We start from the raw sequence: 17290 nt of genomic DNA, 5'->3' as shown, positions 1-17290 counted from the left end.
AATACTGCCATGACACCTTCAAATTATCAGCGTACCCGCTGGTTGACACTCATCGGTACTATCATTACCCAGTTTGCGCTGGGGTCGGTTTATACCTGGAGCCTGTTTAACGGCGCGCTTTCTGCCAAGCTGGATGCGCCGGTAAGCCAGGTCGCTTTCTCTTTCGGCTTGTTAAGTCTGGGGCTGGCAATTTCATCTTCTGTTGCGGGGAAATTACAGGAACGTTTTGGCGTTAAACGCGTCACTATGGCTTCCGGCATTTTGCTGGGATTAGGCTTCTTCCTGACAGCGCATTCTGACAACCTGATGATGCTGTGGTTAAGCGCCGGTGTGCTGGTCGGTCTGGCGGATGGCGCGGGTTACCTGCTGACGCTCTCTAACTGCGTGAAGTGGTTCCCGGAGCGTAAAGGTCTGATCTCCGCGTTCGCTATCGGTTCTTATGGTCTGGGTAGCCTGGGGTTCAAATTTATCGACACGCAGCTGCTCGAAACGGTGGGTCTGGAAAAAACATTTGTGATTTGGGGAGCGATTGCGCTGGTGATGATTGTTTTCGGCGCAACGTTAATGAAAGACGCACCAAAACAGGAAGTGAAAACCAGCAATGGTATCGTGGAGAAAGATTACACGCTGGCAGAGTCGATGCGTAAACCGCAGTACTGGATGTTAGCGGTAATGTTCCTGACTGCCTGCATGAGCGGCCTGTACGTGATTGGGGTAGCGAAAGATATCGCCCAAAGTCTGGCACACCTTGATGTGGTTTCCGCAGCCAATGCAGTCACTGTTATTTCCATCGCCAACCTTTCAGGTCGTCTGGTTCTGGGGATACTGTCTGACAAAATCGCCCGAATCCGTGTTATCACCATTGGTCAGGTGATTTCGCTGGTGGGTATGGCGGCCCTGCTGTTTGCACCATTGAATGCAGTGACGTTCTTTGCAGCGATTGCCTGCGTGGCGTTTAACTTTGGCGGCACTATCACGGTGTTCCCGTCACTGGTCAGTGAGTTCTTCGGCCTCAATAACCTGGCGAAAAACTACGGTGTGATTTATCTCGGTTTCGGTATCGGCAGCATTTGTGGGTCGATTATCGCCTCACTGTTTGGCGGCTTCTATGTGACCTTCTACGTGATTTTCGCCCTGCTGATTCTGTCACTGGCGCTCTCTACGACGATTCGTCAGCCAGAGCAGAAAATGTTGCGTGAGGCGCATGGCTCCCTTTAATCATCTGCCGCGAGCTACTGGGCTTTAGCCTTAGTGTGAATCAAACGCTTCAACGCAATGTATAAACAATGACGCGTAAAATTTGGGCCAGTTAACTGGCCCTTTTTACTGCTTTTTGTAACGCTAAAGTCTCTTTTCAAACTTGCATTTTTGTAAATTTGTGCTTCGTGCACACTCTTTCCCCACACTTTTTCCCTTTGCTGTGGTCTACTTATTCGCGCGTGTAGATTTTACTTATCTGACTACCTCCGCACTTTTCCCCTGCCGGGCCTGAAAAGCCGTTAAGCAGGGTGTTATCACCTGTTTGTCCAGGGTTTGTTTGCATGAGATACATCAAATCGATTACACAGCAGAAGCTGAGCTTTTTGCTTGCAATCTATATTGGCCTTTTTATGAATGGCGCGGTTTTTTACCGCCGCTTCGGCAGCTATGCGCACGATTTTACCGTCTGGAAAGGCATTTCTGCTGTTGTTGAACTGGCTGCCACCGTACTGGTAACCTTCTTTTTACTGCGTCTTCTTTCGCTGTTTGGCCGCCGTAGCTGGCGTATTCTGGCGTCGCTGGTGGTGCTCTTTTCCGCAGGTGCCAGCTATTACATGACCTTCCTTAATGTGGTCATTGGTTATGGCATCATCGCTTCCGTCATGACCACCGATATCGACCTGTCAAAAGAAGTTGTTGGTCTGAACTTTATTCTCTGGTTAATCGCCGTTAGCGCATTGCCTCTTATCCTTATCTGGAATAACCGCTGTCGCTACTCCTTGCTCCGACAACTGCGAACCCCAGGGCAGCGTATTCGCAGCCTGGCGGTCGTCGTACTGGCGGGTATTATGGTTTGGGCACCGATTCGTTTGCTGGATATCCAGCAGAAGAAAGTGGAGAGGGCGACCGGTGTTGATTTGCCCAGCTATGGCGGCGTCGTAGCGAACTCTTATCTGCCATCAAACTGGCTTTCGGCATTGGGGCTGTATGCCTGGGCGCGGGTCGATGAATCTTCCGATAATAATTCATTGCTTAACCCGGCGAAGAAATTCACTTACCAGGCACCGCAAAACGTTGATGACACTTATGTCGTGTTTATCATTGGTGAAACCACGCGTTGGGACCATATGGGCATTTTCGGCTATGAGCGTAATACCACGCCGAAGCTGGCCCAGGAGAAAAATCTGGCGGCGTTCCGTGGTTACTCCTGTGATACCGCAACTAAACTCTCACTGCGTTGCATGTTTGTACGTCAGGGGGGCGCGGAAGATAATCCGCAGCGCACATTAAAAGAACAGAACATTTTCGCGGTGCTGAAGCAGTTAGGATTCAGTTCTGATCTCTACGCTATGCAAAGCGAAATGTGGTTCTACAGCAACACGATGGCAGACAACATTGCTTATCGTGAGCAGATTGGTGCGGAGCCACGTAACCGTGGCAAGCCGGTAGATGATATGTTGCTGGTAGACGAAATGCAGCAATCGCTGGGGCGCAACCCGGATGGCAAGCATCTGATCATTTTGCATACCAAAGGTTCGCACTTTAACTACACCCAGCGTTACCCGCGCAGCTTTGCGCAGTGGAAGCCGGAATGTATTGGTGTTGATAGCGGCTGTACCAAAGCGCAGATGATCAACTCCTATGACAACTCGGTGACCTATGTGGATCACTTTATCTCCAGCGTGATTGATCAGGTTCGCGATAAGAAAGCGATTGTGTTCTACGCAGCTGACCACGGTGAGTCAATTAATGAACGCGAGCACCTGCACGGCACGCCGCGTGAACTGGCACCGCCGGAGCAGTTCCGCGTGCCGATGATGGTCTGGATGTCAGATAAATATCTGGAAAATCCGGTCAATGCGCAGGCATTTGCGCAGCTGAAAAAAGAAGCCGACATGAAAGTGCCACGCCGTCATGTAGAGCTGTACGACACCATCATGGGGTGTCTTGGCTATACTTCACCTGATGGTGGAATTAACGAAAACAACAACTGGTGCCACATCCCGCAGGCAAGAGAGGCGGCGGCTAACTAAGAGGCCTGCTGACTTTCTCGCCGATCAAAAGGCATTTTGCTATTAAGGGATTGACGAGGGCGTATCTGCGCAGTAAGATGCGCCCCGCATTCGGTGATTGGCGCAGCCTGGTAGCGCACTTCGTTCGGGACGAAGGGGTCGGAGGTTCGAATCCTCTATCACCGACCAAATTCGAAATGCCTGCTCAGCGAGCAGGCTTTTTTGCATTTGTAGCTCATGAGGATGAGAACCTCCGGGGGCAGGGAGGTTCGACTCGACGTAGGCCTGATAAGACGCGCCATGAACTGCACCCCAAATGTTGGACATAATCTGACATCTGAAGGTGCAGTTTATGAAACATTCATTTGAAGTAAAACTTGCCGCTGTAAATCATTACCTGGCTGGTCATGCAGGCATCATTTCTACGGCAAAACTCTTTCAACTTTCTCACACCAGCCTCTCACACTGGATTAATCTTTTTCTTCTTCACGGTCCTCGGGCACTGGATTGCAGACACAAGCGTAGCTATTCTCCTGAAGATAAACTTTGCGTGGTTCTTTATGCTCTCGGGCATTCTGAGTCTCTACCCCGGGTAGCTGCCCGGTTTAACATTCCCAGCCACAACACGGTTAAAAACTGGATAAAAGGCTACCGCAAATCTGGTAATGAGGCCTTTATCAGGCGCAGGAAGGAGAAAAGCATGACCCGTTCTGATGATACCCATGAAAACGAGGCAAACATGACGCCGGAAGAGATGAAGAATGAGCTGCGTTATCTTCGCGCAGAAAATGCATATCTGAAAGCCATGCAGGAGCATCTCCTGGAAAAAAAGCGCCAGGAGCTGGAGAAAAAACGAAAGTCATCCGGAGCCTGAGGTGCGGACACTGCCAGTCTGACCTGTTAAAGGCTGCAGGGCTGGCCAGAAGCACGCTGTACTACCAGCTGTCACTGCAGAAGGCTAAGGACAAGTATGCTGATGTGAAACAGCTCATAGCCTCCATCTTCCATGAACACCGGGGATGTTATGGGTACCGGCGGATCCATTGTGAGCTTCAGAAAAGAGGTCTTAAGTTCAGTGGCAAAACAGTGCGAAAACTGATGCAACAGCTCGGCCTGAAGTCTCCTGTGCGCCTGAAGAAATACCGGTCTTACCGGGGAAATATGGGACTCGCTGCAGAAAATATCCTTCAGCGGCAGTTCAAAGCGGAAGCTCCCTGTGAGAAATGGGTGACAGATATCACCGAATTCAGGGCTGGCGGACAAAAACTGTACCTGTCCCCGATACTTGATTTGTTTAACGGGGAAATCGTGGCGTGGGAAACTGCCTGCAGGCCTACAGAGGAGCTGGTGAAGCGCATGTTAAATAAGGGGCTGGAAAGCCTTGCAGAAGGAGAAAAACCGCTGCTCCACAGTGATCAAGGGTGGCATTACCGGATAAAAAGTTATCAGTCTGCCCTGGCAGACAAAGGGTTAGTGCAGAGCATGTCGCGCAAGGGCAACTGCCTTGATAATGCGGTAATGGAGAATTTCTTTGGTCACCTGAAAGAAGAAATGTACTATCGCCGGGACTACAGAAGTGTAGAAGAGCTGGAAAATGCCGTTAACGAATACATAACTTACTGGAATCAAAAAAGAATAAAACTCAGTCTTGGGGGACTCAGCCCGGTAGAATACCGGACTGAGTATCAAAAAGCCGGTTAACTGAAACTGTCCAGGTTTTGGGGTTCAGTTCAGCCAGCGTCGCATCAGGCAACGGCACCGCACTTATTGTCGGATGCGGCGTGAACACCTTATTCGACCTACACACCACACATTTCCCTGCCAAAATTGCGCCCCATATCTCACTATCCATTAACGGATTTGTGACAGAAACCATTGTCTTTTTTTATATTTGCTTAAATCTTTTTTTGCGTTACTTATGACTGGCGCTGGCATTTTCCGCTGTGCGTTTTAGCGTTCATGGTATTAATCGCTCAGATATCCACCTTTTCCTCAGATTTTTTTCACTAAATGCATAAAACTTAATCACCAATTGTTGCTAAATATTAAGCTGATTGTTCTGGTCATGTTGGAGTAGCACAAATTTCTCTGCTGCAAATAGCTGTTTGAAGTTTTTTTAATCTTTGTTTGTGGATTCTCACCGTTGGTGTAAATCCCGGTTGGCTGTATTGACGTTTTCACATTCTGTTGACAGATTGTAGGTCACGAGGGGCATTTTATGGAGGATCCGCACTGTTACACTGATGTTAATTAGTACGGCATCCCCACCTCATAACGTTGACCCGACCGGGCAAAAAACAAAAAAGGTCAGGCAGCGACAACCCACTGCAAAGGGTTAAAACAACAAACATCACAATTGGAGCAGAATAATGCGTATTTCCTTGAAAAAGTCAGGGATGCTGAAGCTTGGTCTCAGCCTGGTGGCTATGACCGTCGCAGCAAGTGTTCAGGCTAAAACTCTGGTTTATTGCTCAGAAGGATCTCCGGAAGGGTTTAACCCGCAGCTGTTTACCTCCGGTACCACCTATGACGCCTCTTCCGTGCCGCTTTATAACCGCCTGGTTGAATTTAAAATCGGCACCACCGAAGTAATCCCGGGCCTCGCTGAAAAGTGGGAAGTCAGCGAAGACGGTAAAACCTATACCTTCCATCTGCGTAAAGGTGTGAAGTGGCACGACAACAAAGAATTCAAACCGACGCGCGAACTGAACGCCGATGACGTGGTGTTCTCGTTCGATCGTCAGAAAAACGCGCAAAACCCGTACCATAAAGTTTCTGGCGGCAGCTACGAATACTTTGAAGGCATGGGCTTGCCGGAGCTGATCAGCGAAGTGAAAAAGGTGGACGACAACACCGTTCAGTTTGTGCTGACTCGCCCGGAAGCGCCGTTCCTCGCTGACCTGGCAATGGACTTCGCCTCTATTCTGTCAAAAGAATATGCTGACGCGATGATGAAAGCCGGTACACCGGAAAAACTGGACCTCAACCCAATCGGCACCGGTCCGTTCCAGTTACAGCAGTACCAAAAAGATTCCCGTATCCGCTACAAAGCGTTTGATGGCTACTGGGGCACCAAACCGCAGATCGATACGCTGGTTTTCTCTATTACCCCTGATGCTTCCGTGCGTTACGCGAAATTGCAGAAGAATGAATGCCAGGTGATGCCGTACCCGAACCCGGCAGATATCGCTCGCATGAAGCAGGATAAATCCATCAATCTGATGGAAATGCCGGGGCTTAACGTCGGCTATCTTTCATATAACGTGCAGAAAAAACCACTTGATGACGTGAAAGTTCGCCAGGCTCTGACCTACGCGGTGAACAAAGACGCTATCATCAAAGCGGTTTATCAGGGCGCGGGCGTGGCAGCGAAAAACCTGATCCCGCCAACCATGTGGGGCTATAACGACGACGTTCAGGACTACACCTACGATCCTGAAAAAGCGAAAGCCTTGCTGAAAGAAGCGGGTCTGGAAAAAGGTTTCTCCATCGACCTGTGGGCGATGCCGGTACAACGTCCGTATAACCCGAACGCTCGCCGCATGGCGGAGATGATTCAGGCAGACTGGGCGAAAGTCGGCGTGCAGGCCAAAATTGTCACCTACGAATGGGGTGAGTACCTCAAGCGTGCGAAAGATGGCGAGCACCAGACGGTAATGATGGGCTGGACTGGCGATAATGGGGATCCGGATAACTTCTTCGCCACCCTGTTCAGCTGCGCCGCCTCTGAACAAGGCTCCAACTACTCAAAATGGTGCTACAAACCGTTTGAAGATCTGATTCAACCGGCGCGTGCTACCGACGACCATAACAAACGCGTTGAACTGTACAAGCAAGCGCAGGTGGTGATGCACGATCAGGCTCCGGCACTGATCATCGCTCACTCCACCGTGTTTGAACCGGTACGCAAAGAAGTTAAAGGCTATGTGGTTGATCCATTAGGCAAACATCACTTCGAAAACGTCTCTATCGAATAATTAAAAGCCATACCCGGTGGCGCTGTGCCTCTGCGTGCAGCGCCATCCGGCAGCAATACTTCATTCCCTGCCCGACCTGGGCGGGAATTGATTTGTGAGCAATACAGACACGCAGTTCCAGGCTGCGGGTCACTACAGAGAATCCGGGTTATGTTGCAGTTTATTCTCCGACGTTTGGGACTCGTCATCCCCACGTTTATCGGTATTACCCTTCTCACATTTGCCTTTGTCCACATGATCCCGGGCGATCCGGTGATGATCATGGCGGGCGAACGTGGGATCTCCCCAGAGCGTCACGCGCAGCTGCTGGCTGAACTCGGCTTAGATAAACCGATGTGGCAGCAGTATCTCAATTACATTTGGAGCGTAATGCACGGCGATTTAGGCATTTCGATGAAAAGCCGCATCCCGGTTTGGGAAGAGTTCGTGCCGCGCTTTCAGGCCACGCTGGAGCTTGGTGTCTGCGCGATGATTTTTGCGACTGCGGTCGGTATTCCAGTCGGTGTGCTGGCTGCGGTTAAACGCGGTTCCATTTTCGATCACACGGCGGTTGGTCTGGCGCTGACCGGCTACTCGATGCCGATCTTCTGGTGGGGCATGATGCTGATCATGCTGGTTTCGGTGCACTGGAACCTGACGCCCGTCTCCGGTCGCGTGAGCGACATGGTGTTCCTCGATGATTCCAATCCGTTAACCGGTTTTATGCTGATCGACACCGCCATCTGGGGTGAAGACGGTAACTTTATCGATGCCGTCGCCCATATGATCTTGCCCGCCATTGTGCTGGGTACTATCCCGCTGGCGGTCATTGTGCGTATGACACGCTCCTCGATGCTGGAAGTGCTAGGTGAAGATTATATCCGCACCGCGCGCGCCAAAGGGCTGACCCGCATGCGGGTGATTATCGTCCATGCGCTGCGTAACGCGATGCTGCCGGTAGTGACCGTTATCGGCCTCCAGGTGGGAACATTGCTGGCGGGGGCGATTCTGACCGAAACCATCTTCTCGTGGCCCGGTCTGGGGCGCTGGTTGATTGACGCACTGCAACGCCGCGACTATCCGGTAGTGCAGGGCGGCGTATTGCTGGTGGCGACGATGATTATCCTCGTCAACTTGCTGGTCGATCTGCTGTACGGCGTGGTGAACCCGCGTATTCGTCATAAGAAGTAAGGGGACATCATGTCACAGGTTACTGAAAATAAAGTGATTAGCGCACCGGTGCCGATGACCCCGTTACAGGAGTTCTGGCACTATTTTAAACGCAACAAAGGCGCGGTCGTCGGGCTGGTTTACGTCGTCATCGTGCTGTTTATCGCGATCTTTGCCAACTGGATTGCACCCTATAACCCGGCGGAACAGTTCCGCGATGCACTGCTCGCCCCGCCAGCCTGGCAGGAAGGCGGCAGCATGGCGCACTTGCTGGGCACCGATGACGTAGGCCGTGATGTGCTGTCGCGTCTGATGTACGGTGCGCGATTGTCACTGCTGGTTGGCTGTCTGGTAGTTGTGTTATCGCTGATTATGGGCGTTATTCTCGGCCTGATCGCCGGTTACTTCGGAGGCCTGGTCGATAACATCATCATGCGCGTGGTCGATATCATGCTGGCGCTGCCAAGTTTGCTGTTGGCACTGGTGCTGGTGGCAATTTTCGGCCCGTCGATTGGTAACGCCGCGCTGGCATTGACCTTCGTTGCCTTGCCGCACTATGTGCGCTTAACCCGCGCCGCCGTGCTGGTGGAGGTGAATCGCGATTACGTTACCGCGTCTCGCGTGGCAGGTGCCGGGGCGATGCGTCAGATGTTTATTAACATCTTCCCGAACTGCCTTGCGCCTCTGATTGTTCAGGCGTCGCTCGGTTTCTCTAACGCCATTCTCGATATGGCTGCTCTTGGTTTCCTCGGCATGGGGGCGCAGCCGCCAACGCCGGAGTGGGGCACCATGCTCTCCGACGTGTTGCAGTTCGCGCAAAGCGCCTGGTGGGTCGTGACCTTCCCGGGTCTGGCGATCCTGCTGACGGTGCTGGCATTTAACCTGATGGGTGACGGTCTGCGTGACGCGCTCGATCCCAAACTGAAGCAGTAAGAGGTTCGAGATGGCGTTATTAAATGTAGATAAATTATCGGTGCATTTCGGCGACGAAAGCGCACCGTTCCGCGCCGTAGACCGCATCAGCTACAGCGTAAAACAGGGCGAAGTGGTCGGGATTGTGGGTGAGTCCGGCTCTGGTAAATCGGTCAGTTCGCTGGCGATTATGGGGCTGATTGATTATCCGGGCCGCGTAATGGCGGAAAAGCTGGAGTTTAACGGTCAGGATTTACAGCGTATCTCAGAAAAAGAGCGCCGCAACCTGGTGGGTGCCGAAGTGGCGATGATCTTCCAGGACCCGATGACCAGCCTTAACCCGTGCTACACCGTGGGTTTCCAGATTATGGAAGCGATTAAGGTGCATCAGGGCGGCAACAAAAGTACCCGCCGTCAGCGGGCGATTGACCTGCTGAATCAGGTCGGTATTCCCGATCCGGCTTCGCGTCTGGATGTTTACCCGCATCAGCTTTCCGGCGGCATGAGCCAGCGCGTGATGATCGCCATGGCGATTGCCTGTCGGCCAAAGCTGCTGATTGCCGATGAGCCGACCACCGCGCTGGACGTGACCATTCAGGCGCAAATCATTGAACTACTGCTGGAGCTACAGCAGAAAGAGAACATGGCGCTGGTGTTAATTACCCATGACCTGGCGCTGGTGGCGGAAGCGGCACATAAAATCATCGTGATGTATGCAGGCCAGGTGGTGGAAACGGGCGATGCCCACGCCATCTTCCATGCGCCGCGTCATCCATATACTCAGGCATTGCTGCGTGCGCTGCCGGAATTTGCTCAGGACAAAGAACGTCTGGCGTCGTTGCCAGGTGTTGTTCCCGGCAAGTATGACCGCCCGAACGGCTGCCTGCTTAACCCGCGCTGCCCCTATGCCACTGACAGATGTCGCGCTGAAGAACCGGCGCTGAATATGCTCGCTGACGGGCGTCAGTCCAAATGCCATTACCCACTTGATGATGCCGGGAGGCCGACACTATGAGTACGCATGAGGCCACCTCGCAACAACCGCTGTTGCAGGCTATCGACCTGAAAAAACATTATCCGGTGAAGAAAGGTATGTTCGCGCCGGAACGTCTGGTGAAGGCGCTGGACGGCGTTTCGTTTAACCTTGAACGTGGCAAAACGCTGGCAGTAGTAGGTGAATCTGGCTGCGGTAAATCGACCCTCGGTCGGTTGCTGACGATGATCGAAATGCCCACCGGTGGTGAGCTGTATTACCAGGGGCAGGATCTGCTCAAGCACGATCCGCAGGCGCAGAAGTTGCGTCGGCAGAAAATCCAGATCGTCTTTCAGAATCCCTATGGTTCGCTAAATCCGCGTAAAAAAGTTGGGCAAATTCTTGAAGAGCCGCTGCTTATTAATACCAGCTTAAGCAAAGAACAGCGTCGGGAAAAAGCCCTGTCGATGATGGCGAAAGTCGGCCTGAAAACCGAGCATTACGACCGCTATCCGCATATGTTCTCCGGCGGTCAGCGTCAGCGTATCGCCATTGCCCGTGGTCTGATGCTCGACCCGGATGTGGTGATTGCCGATGAACCGGTTTCTGCGCTGGACGTTTCAGTGCGTGCGCAGGTGCTGAATCTGATGATGGATTTGCAGCAGGAGTTGGGGCTGTCTTATGTCTTTATCTCGCACGACCTGTCAGTGGTTGAGCACATTGCCGATGAAGTGATGGTGATGTACCTGGGCCGCTGCGTGGAGAAGGGAACGAAGGACCAAATCTTCAATAATCCGCGTCATCCGTACACTCAGGCGCTACTCTCCGCGACGCCGCGCCTGAACCCGGACGATCGCCGCGAGCGCATCAAGCTCACCGGTGAACTGCCAAGCCCGCTCAATCCACCGCCGGGCTGCGCGTTTAACGCCCGCTGTCGTCGGCGCTTCGGCCCCTGCACCCAGTTGCAGCCGCAGCTAAAAGACTACGGCGGTCAACTGGTAGCTTGTTTTGCTGTTGATCAGGATGAAAATCCGCAGCGGTAACTCACAAAACCGGGGCCATGCGCTCCGGTTTACTCAATCAGCTTCAACAGTGGCGACAAGCATAACAAAATGCCGTACAGCAGAATCAGCCAGGCTTTAAACCCGCGAAGTTTTTCCAGTTGTGCGACTTTATAGATCAGGAAAAACGGAATGAGGCACGACACAATGCCATATAACGGGCTTCCCAACTGAAAGAACACCAGCACCGATACACGAAACGAAACCCAAATCGTCAACGTAATGACGATAAAAGCGCAGATCGCCAGAGTCAGCATGCGTGAGTTAATTTTCTTGGTATCAATAATTCGGCTTAACAGATTGAGAATAATGCCTTTAATGGCCTCGTGGAAACCGAGATAAATGCCAAAGAATGCGGTCAGTACGGCAAAGATATTCAGCACCGTAGAGGTGATATGAATGATATGCCCAGGGATCACCTGCGCGGCCAGTGCCAGTGCCGAGATATTTTGTTCAAAGGCAGAAACGGCTTCTTCGTGGCTAATTGAGAAGGTAAACGAAAAGGCAAAAAACAGGATCACCGCAATGAGCGTGATATAACTAATTCGGTGGGTACGCAGCGCGAGCCGGGTTGCCAGTACTTTATCCGCTTCCCGTTTACGATAGGCAATATTCATTGGGTTAAGTACCTGAATAAATACCGCAGAAAAGAAGCAAAAGGGAATGGTAAGCAGGACATCGCGGAAAAAGACGGAGGCTTGCGGGAAGGCGGTTATATTGGCGAAATTCCAGTGCGGGATCATCGCAAAACCGAACACGACGATAATCCCTACTTTGACCACCACCATTGGCCCGGAAATCTTAAACAGTAATCGTTCACCACCAGACGCAATTGCCACCAGTACGGCGAAAATGGCGACTTTATAAAGTAGAGATTGTGAAAGATCGGCATCGGTTAAACCGAAGGTTTTCAGGTACGAGGCGCTGTCGAAAACCACGGAGAGAGAGTAGATAAAAATCCCGTGGATAATCATCAAAAAGTAGATAACCCCGAGGAAAATTCCCCAGTTCTTCCCCAGGTAATGACTGATAATATCGGTGTAGTCATTACAGGAATCGCTTTCAGAAAGGGTTTTTAAATAAATGTCCTGCACTACCCAGGTGGCAGGATAAGCAATGATCGCTGCGGTAATAAATACCCAAATTCCCTTCAAGCCAATTTGTACTGGCATCAGCACGGTTCCGGCACCAATCGCCATGCCTATGCATAATAAAACCCAGCCGAAGTCGTAGCGTGTAAACGGCAATTTCTGATTGTGTTTCGGTAGTGTGTTGTGCTGCATAAAGTCCTGTCCAGAAAGAAGTCGGCCTCGCAAAAATGAATAAACCCAGTTTCTCTTGCGCAACAGGTGGAGAAGTCGAATACGCAGTATGTAAAAAATGAGGCAACAGATTCACTGGGGAGGTCGCGAGGAGGCGCAATTCTACAAAATTGCGCATTTCACTACCAGTCTGGAGTCAGCTCGGATATGAACTGCAACTATTGCAAATAAAGAAATTAAGCTGGAAGGCATCGCGCAATGAGGAAGATTGCCGGGTGCTGACGGTAAAAAGCAATCGTAGAATCAGCGGCAAGCCGGAAAGGTTCCGGTGAGGCGCAATGTTGCGGGGGCTTTATCCCTGGTGGCATTGGTTGCTGGAGAGAGAAAACCCCCGCACGTTGCAGGTATGCACCTGACAACATCACGGGGGCCATTCTTGAACCTACACAACTCAAGAATAGCCGCGAAACGTTGTCATTACAACAGAGGCGGCTATATGACGCTCGCAGAGCTGGGCATGGCCTTCTGGCACGATTTAGCGGCTCCGGTCATTGCTGGCATTCTTGCCAGCATGATCGTGAACTGGCTGAACAAGCAGAAGTAACGTGTCAGACGGGCGTCAGGCTGCCGTAATGGCAATTTGCGCCCGGATCAGGCCGCAGGGATAAAACTCTGCGGCCTTTTTCGTAAGAAAAATGCAACGGCTGCAAGCGGATAATATTCTGCGGAATGCGCAGCACAGAGTGAAGAAGTGATGGATTTCGACGAACAAAAATGGCCGTAGAATCAGCGGCAAGCCGGAAGGGTTCCGGTGAGGCGCAATGTTGCGGGGGCTTAATCCCTGGTGGCATTGGTTGCTGGAGAGAGAAAACCCCCGCACGTTGCAGGTATGCACCTGACAACATCACGGGGGCTAATCTTGAACCCAAACAACTCAAGAATAGCCGCGAAACGTTGTCATTACAACAGAGGCGGCTATATGACGCTCGCAGAACTGGGCATGGCCTTCTGGCATGATTTAGCGGCTCCGGTCATTGCTGGCATTCTTGCCAGTCTGATCGTGAACTCGCTGAATAAGCGGAAGTAACGTGTCATGCGGGCGTCAGGCTGCCGTAATGGCAATTTGCGCCCGGATCAGGCCGCAGGGGTGAAACTCTGCGGCCTTTTTCGTTCTTATTGCGGGTAAGGCACCCAGTCGCCGCCGTTCAGGCGAACGTACGGTTTATCCTGGTATTGAATAACTACTGCATTTGAGTTCTCGGAGACCGGTGCTGTTTGTGGCAACCCACTGGTGAGTTTTTTCCAGTCAACATTGTCTTCGGAGAAAATCTTGCCATCAAGAACGCGAACCACCAGATCGGAGATAGCCAGGAAGCTGCTCGGTTGGTCGATGACAATCGGTGCCCCCTGATGTGGTGCCTTCATGCCGAAGAATTTCACCCCAACGGGGACGTCTGTGATAGACGGGCTAGGGATATCACGTAGGCCAGATACCTGCATTCTGTCGCCCTTCAGCGCGCCGCCGTGTTCCGGCACCACGACCACCATCACTTTACGACCCGATTTCTCCAGTTCAGTAAAGAAGGCGTCCAGTTCATCAAAGAATTTCTGCGCCCGCGCTTTGTAATCCGCTGTTTTGCTGACGCCCGGATAATGGTTGCCGTCATGCAGTGGAAGCGTGTTGTAGAACGTGGCACTACGGCTGTTTTTATCTTTTTCGGTAACGTCCAGCCAGCGGTTAAGCACGGCGGTATCGTCATAAACCGGCGAACCATCAAAGCCCAGCAAAATAACCGGCAGATTTGTTTGATCCATCAATTCGGTCTGCATGCCGCCATTTTCGCGAACTTCTTTCAAAAAACCGCCGAACTGGCCGTTATGTCCCATCATCAGGTGCTGGGTAAAGCCCAGTTTCGACAGGTTATCAAACAGATAGCAGTCGTTATTTGCCGGTTGATACAGATTAGTGTGCGAAGTCTGCCCGCAGCTGGCGCGCAGTAAACGGATCGCCGCCGGGCCACTGTAGGAGGTGGCGGAGTTAAAGTTCTTGAACTCAATATCGAAATGCGACCACAGCGGATGCGACATCAACCCGGCGGCTTCTATATCCGACCAGGAAAGCGAACAGATATTAATCACCAGTAGTTCAAATGGCTGAGCATCAGCAGGCAGCGAAGATGGGAAGATCGATTTACGTTTCGCCTCTGCGTTATAGAAATTATTCAGCCAGGCGTTAAGGTTCGCCGTTGTTGGCGGTGCTGTTTGTGCGGGCATATCACCCACTACCGGTGCGCCACCCGTCGCGGCAACGGTTGCCGCTGCGTTACCACCCGTCGTTGTTACAGTGGTCGTCGGTTGACCGGCAGGCCACAAGGAGAAACTTGGTCCCGCCAGGGTAAGTACGTTCAGCCATAGCAGAATGGCAACCACAAAAACGGTAATGCGAATCCATTGTGACAGGAATAACCAGGCCACTAATAAAACAAAAATGGCCCCAATCATCTGCCAGTTAATAAAGCGTGTGACAAGGTCGATTAAATAATCGGAACTGAACCCCGCCACCTGCGAACCCTGGCTCATTATGCTTTCCGGGCCAGGCAACCAGGTGTCATGCCAGAACAAAGCAAAGCCGATCGGCAGGGCAATCCAGTGGCGTAAGCGATGCAGGCTGTAGCGCGGAATGGGCATCAGCAGAAACGCGGCAAACACCAGATTGAGGAGCGGATGGAAGTTAAGATATCCCGCCCACAACAGGCCGAACTTAACCAGAAAATAGAAGTTCCAGCCGGAAAGGCCGCGCCAGTATTGCCAGAGGGAAGAAGGCATGGCGGTATTTTGCGTAAATTGAGTCATTTTTTGGTTGCCCTGGCTTTTTCCGTGCGGCGTAACGTCCCGGCCGGTTTAACATAACGAGGTTTAGCAAAGAACAAACGTAAGGTGTCGCGAATGCGTCGCAAAGAGTGCCGCGCCAGATAGCCCAGCGGGAAAAATATCAGTGCGCAAACGACAATAATTTCAATGATATCGCTGATGGTCATCATGATGAGCGCTCCACAGCATCATCTAACAGTCGCATTGGTTCTGGTATTCGTCGCCAGTGGCGACCATCGTGCTCGGCATTAATGACCGGTTTAGAATTTTGCGTTAAAGGCAGCGGCATGCCCCATTGTTCTGGGGCAAGCAGGCGCATCTGCACCAGCTCGGCACTGATTTGATCATCTTCAAACCAGACCATACGGTTTGAGAAAATGTCGCCAGTCGGCAATGGGAAAATATGATTCAACGCGGTATCCAGATCGTTAATCCGACAGAATGAGAGAAACAGCACCAGCCGATTACCGCCAATAGTCATGATATCGCCGGTGCGGTTAGGGCGACACAGCGTCAGGGCTTGTTCAACGCGGATACCCGGTACCGGACGTAGGGCAACCAGAACGCCTTTACCGTGGGCAGGTAATAGAGGGTTATTCATCATGTTGTTGACGGCATTACAGAACACATCCCACTTCTGGAAACCACGCAGTTTGAGCGGCTGGGTCATTGACAGCAAGGTAGTGATATCTTCCGGCACATAGCGACTAAACTTCTGCCCTTGCACGCTTTCGATCATCGTCAGACAGCGGGAGAGTGGGGCATTCCATGGGATAACCATATTTGCACCGCAGGCCAATAACAAACGTTCATCGGTGGCGCGCAGGCTTGCGGTATTTTCCCGTACGAGGATTTTCATCGCACTACCGCGCTGGCGACGCAGGGTATGAATGCTGCGGGCCAGTGGCTCGATTTGCGCATTTTGCTGTAAAGAAAAGACCACCGTCGCCGCCTGAGCGGTACGGGCTTCATTGAACAGGACTTCGTTATTGTTGAACAGTTGCCAGTGTTCCGATAGCGGTGGCGCACCTTCCAGTACAGCAACATTACTCAGAATGCGTTTTTCGTCGCTGCGTGGTTGGATCTCCGCCTCTTCGCTTTGAACTAATGTCCAGATCCCCTTTTGTTGCTGAACGCTAAGCTGCTGACGGGCGCTGACCCCTTTTTCGTTGCACCAGAAGGCAATATCCAGCAAATGTTGGTCGCCCTGAAAACGCAAACTGGCAAGACCAAAAAGTGAACGGTATTCCTCAAGCAACAATGAAAATTGTTTATCGTTATTATTTCCGGGATTAATTACCAAAAGCGAACAATGGTTTAATCTGCTCCATTTATTCATTTTATCCAACCATAAGCGAAGCCGCTCGGCAGGAATGTTTTGCCATGCGTTATTTGCGCAAACAAGAATAAAAAGGTAATTATGGGGATCAATAGAACACTGCAAATCACGGGCCAAATAGTATAGACCTTTTTCATGATTTAGCATTGAAAATAATTTTATTTTTTCCGGTCCTTGAGAATCATCTAATTGAAAGATTTTCGCCGGATCGCTGTCCATGCTAATGACCGCGACGTGTGCGGTTTCAGCCTGGGATGCAATTGTTTGATTCGCCAGACTGATAGCATCTTCATGGCGATCGACGTTAAACCACCAGACGCCGCCTGCTGGCATATGTCGCAGCTCATCCCATAATGATGAGATACCGATAGAGAATACAGGGTCCACAATGTCCCTCATGTCATCATTTTGTCTGATTATCAGTTTACTAGCGAAAGCTAAGAAATAAACCTACCATTGAAATTAAAACTTATCAGATTTAGCATGTGAATCAATTTAGCAGGTCACAAGACGTGTGATTTTAGTCTTTTCGTT

General features: G+C 51.4%; 14 protein-coding genes and 1 tRNA gene. 11 read left to right on the top strand and 4 right to left on the bottom strand.

Features of this window, described 5'->3' with window-relative positions:
- Positions 1 to 9 precede the first annotated feature (9 nt).
- From G434_RS10530 to dppF, 9 genes are all read left to right on the top strand, one after another.
- Positions 10 to 1218, top strand: coding sequence for an L-lactate MFS transporter (locus tag G434_RS10530; RefSeq protein WP_000189020.1), 1209 nt, complete (start codon positions 10 to 12; stop codon positions 1216 to 1218).
- A 323-nt stretch (positions 1219 to 1541) separates the two neighbouring features.
- On the top strand, positions 1542 to 3233 hold the full coding sequence (gene eptB, locus G434_RS10535; protein WP_001269192.1) for a kdo(2)-lipid A phosphoethanolamine 7''-transferase: 1692 nt from the start codon (positions 1542 to 1544) through the stop codon (positions 3231 to 3233).
- 91 nt (positions 3234 to 3324) lie between these two features.
- Positions 3325 to 3401, top strand: a tRNA-Pro gene (locus G434_RS10540).
- A 163-nt stretch (positions 3402 to 3564) separates the two neighbouring features.
- A protein-coding gene (locus G434_RS29885; RefSeq protein ID WP_100222095.1) for an IS3-like element IS1397 family transposase occupies positions 3565 to 4913 on the top strand; the annotation gives its coding sequence in 2 pieces (ribosomal slippage) (positions 3565 to 4045 and positions 4045 to 4913; 1350 coding nt in all).
- A 668-nt stretch (positions 4914 to 5581) separates the two neighbouring features.
- Complete coding sequence (gene dppA, locus G434_RS10555) at positions 5582 to 7189, top strand: dipeptide ABC transporter substrate-binding protein DppA (protein ID WP_001222876.1); 1608 nt, start codon at positions 5582 to 5584, stop codon at positions 7187 to 7189.
- Between the two features lie 150 nt (positions 7190 to 7339).
- A complete protein-coding gene (dppB, locus tag G434_RS10560; protein WP_000938865.1) occupies positions 7340 to 8359 on the top strand; it encodes a dipeptide ABC transporter permease DppB in 1020 nt (339 codons plus the stop codon).
- Positions 8360 to 8368: 9 nt separating this feature from the next.
- Positions 8369 to 9271, top strand: coding sequence for a dipeptide ABC transporter permease DppC (dppC, locus tag G434_RS10565; RefSeq protein WP_000084677.1), 903 nt, complete (start codon positions 8369 to 8371; stop codon positions 9269 to 9271).
- 10 nt (positions 9272 to 9281) lie between these two features.
- Complete coding sequence (gene dppD / locus G434_RS10570; protein WP_001196486.1) at positions 9282 to 10265, top strand: dipeptide ABC transporter ATP-binding protein; 984 nt, start codon at positions 9282 to 9284, stop codon at positions 10263 to 10265.
- On the top strand, positions 10262 to 11266 hold the full coding sequence (dppF, locus tag G434_RS10575) for a dipeptide ABC transporter ATP-binding subunit DppF (RefSeq protein WP_000103574.1): 1005 nt from the start codon (positions 10262 to 10264) through the stop codon (positions 11264 to 11266). Before dppD ends, dppF begins: the two co-directional genes overlap by 4 nt.
- A 29-nt stretch (positions 11267 to 11295) precedes the next feature.
- Here dppF and G434_RS10580 read toward each other — a convergent pair whose 3' ends face one another.
- Positions 11296 to 12567, bottom strand: a complete 1272-nt coding sequence (locus G434_RS10580; protein ID WP_001309838.1) for an SLC5/6 family protein — start codon at positions 12565 to 12567, stop codon at positions 11296 to 11298.
- Positions 12568 to 13042: 475 nt separating this feature from the next.
- Here G434_RS10580 and G434_RS29185 point away from each other — a divergent pair, with 475 nt between their 5' ends.
- The gene (locus G434_RS29185) at positions 13043 to 13150 is read left to right on the top strand and encodes a type I toxin-antitoxin system toxin Ldr family protein (protein ID WP_000170743.1); all 108 of its coding nucleotides are present in this window, start codon (positions 13043 to 13045) and stop codon (positions 13148 to 13150) included.
- A gap of 375 nt (positions 13151 to 13525) precedes the next feature.
- A complete protein-coding gene (locus G434_RS29875) occupies positions 13526 to 13633 on the top strand; it encodes a type I toxin-antitoxin system toxin Ldr family protein (RefSeq protein WP_000170736.1) in 108 nt (35 codons plus the stop codon).
- An 86-nt stretch (positions 13634 to 13719) separates the two neighbouring features.
- Here G434_RS29875 and bcsG read toward each other — a convergent pair whose 3' ends face one another.
- From bcsG to bcsE, 3 genes are read right to left on the bottom strand one after another with little or no spacing between them, the layout of a single operon-like run.
- On the bottom strand, positions 13720 to 15399 hold the full coding sequence (gene bcsG, locus G434_RS10585; RefSeq protein WP_000191563.1) for a cellulose biosynthesis protein BcsG: 1680 nt from the start codon (positions 15397 to 15399) through the stop codon (positions 13720 to 13722).
- Positions 15396 to 15587 carry a cellulose biosynthesis protein BcsF gene (gene bcsF / locus G434_RS10590; RefSeq protein ID WP_000988308.1) on the bottom strand — a complete coding sequence of 64 codons (192 nt, stop codon included), beginning with the start codon at positions 15585 to 15587 and terminating at the stop codon, positions 15396 to 15398. The genes bcsG and bcsF overlap by 4 nt, the downstream gene beginning before the upstream one ends.
- Positions 15584 to 17155, bottom strand: a complete 1572-nt coding sequence (gene bcsE / locus G434_RS10595) for a cellulose biosynthesis c-di-GMP-binding protein BcsE (protein ID WP_001204910.1) — start codon at positions 17153 to 17155, stop codon at positions 15584 to 15586. The genes bcsF and bcsE overlap by 4 nt, the downstream gene beginning before the upstream one ends.
- Between the last annotated feature and the right edge of the window lie 135 nt (positions 17156 to 17290).

The sequence above is a fragment of the Escherichia sp. KTE172 genome (assembly GCF_000408845.1).
Classification (GTDB): Bacteria; Pseudomonadota; Gammaproteobacteria; order Enterobacterales; family Enterobacteriaceae; genus Escherichia; species Escherichia coli.
The sequence above is the reverse complement of the archived record's forward strand: the minus strand, read 5'-3'. Positions and strand labels throughout refer to the sequence as shown.